The sequence below is a fragment of the Oceanobacillus sp. Castelsardo genome (genome assembly GCF_001659985.1).
Lineage (GTDB): Bacteria > Bacillota > Bacilli > Bacillales > Amphibacillaceae > Oceanobacillus.
The window spans coordinates 346,252-352,379 of the sequence record NZ_LYCS01000003.1; the positions used below are offsets into that span (position 1 = coordinate 346,252).

The window sequence follows — 6,128 nt, forward strand, 5'->3', positions numbered from 1 at the left end:
GTACTATTTTTTATTGGGACGAGGTACCCGTCCCCATGGCTCTGCCACTACTTATTGGCGGTATAAGGATAATCTTTTTTGTAAGCATTCTAAGACTTCTTTTGGCACTTCCCTGAACTTGATATCCTCACCTAGGAATAGGAGCCAATTTGTTATATCGGTCAATTCTTCGGGCATATTAACATTGATAAAAGCCTTTAGAATGGCTGTAGCTTGGTAGGGACTCGTATAGGAAATTGAAAATTTTAAAGGATGGTATTTTTTGAACTGCGCAATTGCCTTTGGGCCAAATTCGATGACAAGGTTGAATACTTCTTCCTGCTTACTTAGTTTTTCTAAAACCATTTTCTTATTTACTCTTTTTTTCGTGGGGTATGGTTTTACATTGGTAAGGTGGTCGACAGAAAAAATCCTCCTCTTTTCTTCTTTTAAGTCAAATCCTTCAATTTGCCATAAGCTTTTTTCACGATAAAGGTGCAAGAGATAAATTGGATAAGACTTTATTACCCTCCCTTCTTTGATGGTAATCAATAAATGACTGTCCAAAAGAAGGAGCTGGATGAGCTTTTCTAACATGGGATGAGGGAGGTCTGACAGATCAAGTAAATCAGGATTATTCGGATTGGTACCTTCGAAAAGCAAGATTTGATTTAATAAAACTAGGGTCTCTTGTTGGTTTTCTGGGATGAGGCCTAGTAATTTTTCAGCTAAAGACTGTCTACTTTTTAGATAGGGAAGTTGTTGATTTCTTGAGGCCATAAAGGCAATAAAAAGCGCTTTTACTTCATTATCGGTAAAGTGAATAGAAGGCAGGACAGAGTTGTTCATGACAGAATAACCTCCGTCCCTTCCAACTTCAGCTTCAAGTGGCATCCCCATAGCTTCAATTTCTCTGATATCCCTAATAGCAGTCGAACGAGAGATGTTAAATTCCTGCATAATTTCAGAAGTTGTAAAGTAGGAGCGGTTGTTGATATACCGCATGATTGTATTAATCCGTTCAACTTTTTTCATTGGGACCTCCTAAACAGTATCATTTTTTGACATGATTTAATGCTATTATAAACCCAGCAAGTAAGAAAACAAAGCTTTAATTTAATAGGAGGAATTTTGAAATGGCAAATTATACGTTAGAAGAGAAGGACAGCTTTACTGTTTTAGGTATTGGAACAGAGCTTAAGAGTGATTACACAGACTATGCTGGTATTAATAAGGAAAAGGCAGACTTTTGGCAAGCTGTCAATCAAGATGGAAGACTTGATAAACTAAAATCCGTCGCAATAAATGACTACATTTTTGTTGTAAACGAGGCAGTGAATAACAAGATGATGCATTATGCTGGCGTTATGACGGAGGAATCCTTACCAGAGGCAACTAGACTTATTGAATTTCCTAAAGGGGAATATATCGTTGTTAAAGGAGAAGCGAATACAGATGAAGAATTGAGTAACAAGCTTACTGGTATTGCCTTTGGCGAAGTCCTAATGGAAGTAACGGATGTATCCTATGTTGGTGGTCCAAATGCAGCAGTTCTGATGGGACAGCAAGACGGCTTAGTATATGGTGAAATGTGGATCCCTGTTGTTAGAAAATAACAGTTAAAAGTCGGGATGAAAATCCTCTACTAACTAAAAGGAAAGTTTACAATTGACATTATAAAACAGATCACGAATGGTCCCCGTTACCAATAAGTGATCTGTTTTGTATCTTTGGAATTCATAATCACCATTTATTAAATATGTTAGAAAATATATTCTTGTTGGTTAAATAAGTGTGATTGAAGAGGACAAGTTAAAGTGGATAGGATAATTAATAATGGGGGTGTAATTGTGCAAGGTTATTTTGCAATTATATCATTACTTTTAATGATCATAATGGTTATAATTCGTGCTAAACAGTTGAAAAAAAAGGGAATTAAAGCTTTTAGATTTGGTGAGCTAGATAAGAAAGATTTCTTTATTATTCCATTTGCATTACTGTTTTTTTATCTTATTTTCTCGAATGTTTTTGATTTGCCAGAACTAGGTACCAAACTATTTAGCAATGAAATCCTTAGCTGGATAGGTGTAGCTTTATGCATGATGGGTTTAGTATTATTCTCGTTAAGCATAATTTCATTTGGGAAAAGTTTTAGAGTTGGGATTGATGAAGAAAAACCAGGTGAACTTATAACAACAGGTGTTTTTGCAATTAGCCGTAATCCCATTTACACAGCTTTTGGATTTATTCTAATAGGGATATTTTTGATTTTACCAAACTGGATATTATTATTGTACGTAGTTGCTGGATTTTGGCTTTTTAATCGTCAGGTTCAACTGGAGGAAAAATCCTTGAAAAAGATTTACGGTGAAGAATACGAAGCATACTGTAAAAAGGTCCGTAAATACCTTTAGCATTAGTCTTTTGAGGAAAAGGGCACCTCTTTCATTCATATTAATATAGCCAAAAAAATTAAACACACGTGTGCATTACTGAAGGATGGATAATGCTTCATCATTATTCAACGGCCTCCGTAACCAATTCTGTGCCAGGGGGACGAGGTTGTCCCCCTATCTATCTCCCCTAAAAACCATGTATTAAAAATTTCCGGAAACGAATAGATAATTACAATCCATTCATTACAGTTACAAAAAACGAATCAGGCTAATTATTGGGAGACGTCCCGGATTCGTGCATAGGATAAATTAATAGAATGGAAATTTAATTTTGACAACAGTATAAAGGCTCCATTCAGATAAGTGGAAAGTGTGAAAAAAGGCCGATGCACCTGTACCCGTGTCTGTAATATGAACAACTCGCAGGCCGAGGTAGGGGCCGAACCATGAGCCATAGTGTGAGCCGAAGTGCGAGCACATTATATAAACAAAACGAAACGAATGAAAAGTAATACTATCTACTACGGATGCGCGACAATTTACAAACGGAATTCTGTGAGGGTAACTTTCTCATTCGACAAAATATGACAAAGACAATGAGAAAAAAGTATAAAAACTGCCTAACTTCAACTTTTTATACAAAAACGTCATTTTTGCATGAAAAACAGGGTAGAATCTCGTCGAATCATGGCGAACCATGTCGAAAATGCGAAGTTAGCGTACTTTACAAATTTCATCGGGTTGATTATGCTAGATTCGACAATAAGAATTACAGCATAGGAACAAAAGGGAAGATGTTGAATTGAAGGAAAACGATAGGTTTGAAGAAATTTTTAAACAGAATGAGAAACGTATTTATTATCACATGCATAAGCTTGGCATTCGCAATCCGTTTGGTGATTTTTATTCCGAAGGGTTGTACGCCATATGGATTGCCTACCAAAAATAAGAGCCAAACAAAGGACCCCTCGCGGCTTACTTCAACTACACCATTCGCAATCGCCCCATCGATCTTATCCGTAAGAAAACCAATGACGAAGAAAACTTTGTGGAAAGAGAAAGAGAAATCCTCACTTCCCATGACGGAAATCAATACGAAGATTCTAAAACGCCAATCATGGACACTAGTGGAATTCAGGTAGAGGAAATGGATTCCTGGGAGCACGAATTTTCGCTACTTATCGAGAAACAGCGGAAATGGGTGTATTATTTCATCATTTGCGATATGTGCTAAAAAAAATTGCAGAACAAGAATTTGCATCTGTGGAGGCGGTGTAAAGACTGGGGGGAAAAAGGCGTATAGGGCAGGCCATGAACCCGTTCGTGTCAGAAATTCAAGCAAACGGGCGGATAGAACCAGCCTATGAACCCTTTCGTGATGGAAATTCAGGCAAACGGGCGCATAGAGCCAGTTTATGAACCCGAATGAGATGGAATTCATGAAAACAGGCGTATAGAAGCGTGCTATGAAACCAAATGAGATGGAAACTGAAGAAAAAGGGCATATAGAAAGGGAGAGTACAATGAATTATATAAGAGAATTAAACGCTTTTTATGATTCGATGGAATATAATCCGCTAACAAGTTCGGCAATTACCTTATGGTATGCGCTCATGCATATCAATAACAAAACACGGTGGAAGAACGAATTTCGTGTTGCGGGAACGGTTTTAAGATTCAAGTCCGGTTTGACTGAATCTAGTTTTAAGCGAGCGAGAACAGAACTAAAAGAAAAAGGATACATTGCCTATGAACCTCAAAGCGGCAATCAAGCTCCAATTTATCGAATGATTAGTTTGATAGAAAGTAACAATGACGAGCAACAGATAGATGCGGATGATATTTCAATTGAGGCAGAATCAGCTGGGGAACCCACTACTAAACAAGAGGAAGGTGTAAAGGGACAAGCAGAAGCAGTAGGGGAAGCGGGAACGAAGCAAAAGTCTGAGGAAAAAGACGTATTTCAGTTCTATCGAGAAAACTTTAGTACCATAAGCCCATTCGTGACGAAATCATTAAATGATTGGATAGAGAATGTAGGAGAGACACTAGTACTGGAAGCGATGAAACGTGCATTAGAAAGAAATAAGACGAGTTGGGTGAATGTGAAAGGTATATTGCTAGCATGGGAAAAGAAAGGGATTCGAAATATGAATGCGGTGAGGGCCGATGATATGGAATTTCGAAATAGGAAAAAGCGACATTATCATTATATTCCTAATGGGAGGCGTGAAGTAATTCCTGATTGGTTTAAAGAACAAGAGGAGCAGAAAAATCGGTTGGAGAAAAAAAATCAAAGTATGGTAGTAGATCCGGAAGAGGCAGACGCCGTTCGGATGGAGATTCAGCGGTTGAAAAGAGAATTGGGGTATGGGTGATTGGGAAGCCAGGGGGACAGTCCACCGTTCCACTTTTCTGTTCCAAAATGAATCTTTGATCTATGAGTACTAATTTTTATTAGGACAACACTTGTCCCTCTGGCTCATCTTGAAAGACCTTTGACAACAGACTAGTTTCGATTAGAAACAAAAAAGAACTACAATTAGACAATACGCTAACTGTAATCCATTTATGATGGAGCCTAGCGGGATCGAACCGCTGACCTCCTGCGTGCAAGGCAGGCGCTCTCCCAGCTGAGCTAAGGCCCCGAGATATATTATATGTAAAATGGCTCCACAGGTAGGATTCGAACCTACGACCGATCGGTTAACAGCCGATTGCTCTACCACTGAGCTACTGTGGAATAATGAATATTTTTGCGGCGCCCTACATTCCTAGAGGTTTCAAACCTCTGACCCATAGCTTAGAATGCTGTGGCTCTATTCTGCTGAGCTAAGGGTACAATATCATAAATGTATGAGATTTCCAACCACTTATGAATCAAGTTTGTAATGGGCCTGAGTGGACTCGAACCACCGACCTCACGCTTATCAGGCGTGCGCTCTAACCAGCTGAGCTACAGGCCCACTATAAATAATGGAGCGGGTGAAGGGAATCGAACCCTCATCATCAGCTTGGAAGGCTGAGGTTTTACCACTAAACTACACCCGCATATTTTAAATGGAGGAGGTAGAGGGATTCGAACCCCCGCGCGGTTTGACCCGCCTGTCGGTTTTCAAGACCGATCCCTTCAGCCGGACTTGGGTATACCTCCATGTTTATAATAGCATCTAAGCTACTTCCATACTCTAGTATGTAAATGGCGCGCCCGAGAGGAGTCGAACCCCTAACCTTTTGATCCGTAGTCAAACGCTCTATCCAATTGAGCTACGGGCGCATTGGTGCCGAGGACCGGAATCGAACCGGTACGGTAGTCACCTACCGCAGGATTTTAAGTCCTGTGCGTCTGCCAGTTCCGCCACCCCGGCAATGGTCTGGAGCGGAAGACGGGATTCGAACCCGCGACCCCCACCTTGGCAAGGTGGTGTTCTACCACTGAACTACTTCCGCGTGACATTTTAGTTAAAAAAGATGGTGCGGGTGAAGGGAGTCGAACCCCCACATCCGAAGATACTAGATCCTAAGTCTAGCGCGTCTGCCAATTCCGCCACACCCGCAATATGATGAGCCATGAAGGATTCGAACCTTCGACCCTCTGATTAAAAGTCAGATGCTCTACCGACTGAGCTAATGGCTCGTATTAAATACTCTTAGCTACTAATTCAAGTTAATATGTTAATGACCCCTACATCTACTAGCTTATTCAAGGAAGCTAAATGCTTCGGGGTTACTCGAAGCAAATTCGGTAGAAGT

General features: G+C 40.0%; 5 protein-coding genes and 10 tRNA genes. 4 read left to right on the plus strand and 11 right to left on the minus strand.

Going from position 1 to position 6,128, the window contains the following annotated elements; genetic code table 11:
- Window positions 1–51: 51 nt before the first annotated feature.
- Window positions 52–1,014, minus strand: a complete 963-nt coding sequence (locus tag A9178_RS08360) for a helix-turn-helix transcriptional regulator (protein WP_068674255.1) — start codon at window positions 1,012–1,014, stop codon at window positions 52–54.
- Window positions 1,015–1,115: 101 nt separating this feature from the next.
- Here A9178_RS08360 and A9178_RS08365 point away from each other — a divergent pair, with 101 nt between their 5' ends.
- From A9178_RS08365 to A9178_RS08380, 4 genes are all read left to right on the plus strand, one after another.
- Window positions 1,116–1,595, plus strand: a complete 480-nt coding sequence (locus A9178_RS08365) for a GyrI-like domain-containing protein (protein WP_068674257.1) — start codon at window positions 1,116–1,118, stop codon at window positions 1,593–1,595.
- Window positions 1,596–1,829: 234 nt separating this feature from the next.
- A complete protein-coding gene (locus A9178_RS08370; RefSeq protein ID WP_068674260.1) occupies window positions 1,830–2,393 on the plus strand; it encodes a methyltransferase family protein in 564 nt (187 codons plus the stop codon).
- A 784-nt stretch (window positions 2,394–3,177) separates the two neighbouring features.
- Complete coding sequence (locus tag A9178_RS18935; RefSeq protein WP_156520729.1) at window positions 3,178–3,324, plus strand: hypothetical protein; 147 nt, start codon at window positions 3,178–3,180, stop codon at window positions 3,322–3,324.
- A 574-nt stretch (window positions 3,325–3,898) separates the two neighbouring features.
- Window positions 3,899–4,753: a DnaD domain-containing protein gene (locus tag A9178_RS08380; protein WP_197482167.1), complete on the plus strand. Its 855-nt coding sequence runs from the start codon at window positions 3,899–3,901 to the stop codon at window positions 4,751–4,753.
- Between the two features lie 197 nt (window positions 4,754–4,950).
- Here the strand turns inward: A9178_RS08380 and A9178_RS08385 are convergent.
- From A9178_RS08385 to A9178_RS08430, 10 genes are all read right to left on the minus strand, one after another.
- Window positions 4,951–5,023, minus strand: a tRNA-Ala gene (locus tag A9178_RS08385).
- 20 nt (window positions 5,024–5,043) lie between these two features.
- Window positions 5,044–5,118 (minus strand) — tRNA-Asn (locus tag A9178_RS08390).
- A 149-nt stretch (window positions 5,119–5,267) separates the two neighbouring features.
- A tRNA-Ile gene (locus A9178_RS08395) sits at window positions 5,268–5,341 on the minus strand.
- An 11-nt stretch (window positions 5,342–5,352) separates the two neighbouring features.
- Window positions 5,353–5,426, minus strand: a tRNA-Gly gene (locus tag A9178_RS08400).
- Window positions 5,427–5,436: 10 nt separating this feature from the next.
- Window positions 5,437–5,529: transfer RNA gene (locus A9178_RS08405), tRNA-Ser, on the minus strand.
- 46 nt (window positions 5,530–5,575) lie between these two features.
- Window positions 5,576–5,652 (minus strand) — tRNA-Arg (locus A9178_RS08410).
- A 2-nt stretch (window positions 5,653–5,654) separates the two neighbouring features.
- A tRNA-Leu gene (locus A9178_RS08415) sits at window positions 5,655–5,743 on the minus strand.
- 7 nt (window positions 5,744–5,750) lie between these two features.
- Window positions 5,751–5,825: transfer RNA gene (locus A9178_RS08420), tRNA-Gly, on the minus strand.
- Between the two features lie 22 nt (window positions 5,826–5,847).
- Window positions 5,848–5,932: transfer RNA gene (locus A9178_RS08425), tRNA-Leu, on the minus strand.
- Between the two features lie 7 nt (window positions 5,933–5,939).
- Window positions 5,940–6,012, minus strand: a tRNA-Lys gene (locus A9178_RS08430).
- Window positions 6,013–6,128 lie beyond the last annotated feature (116 nt).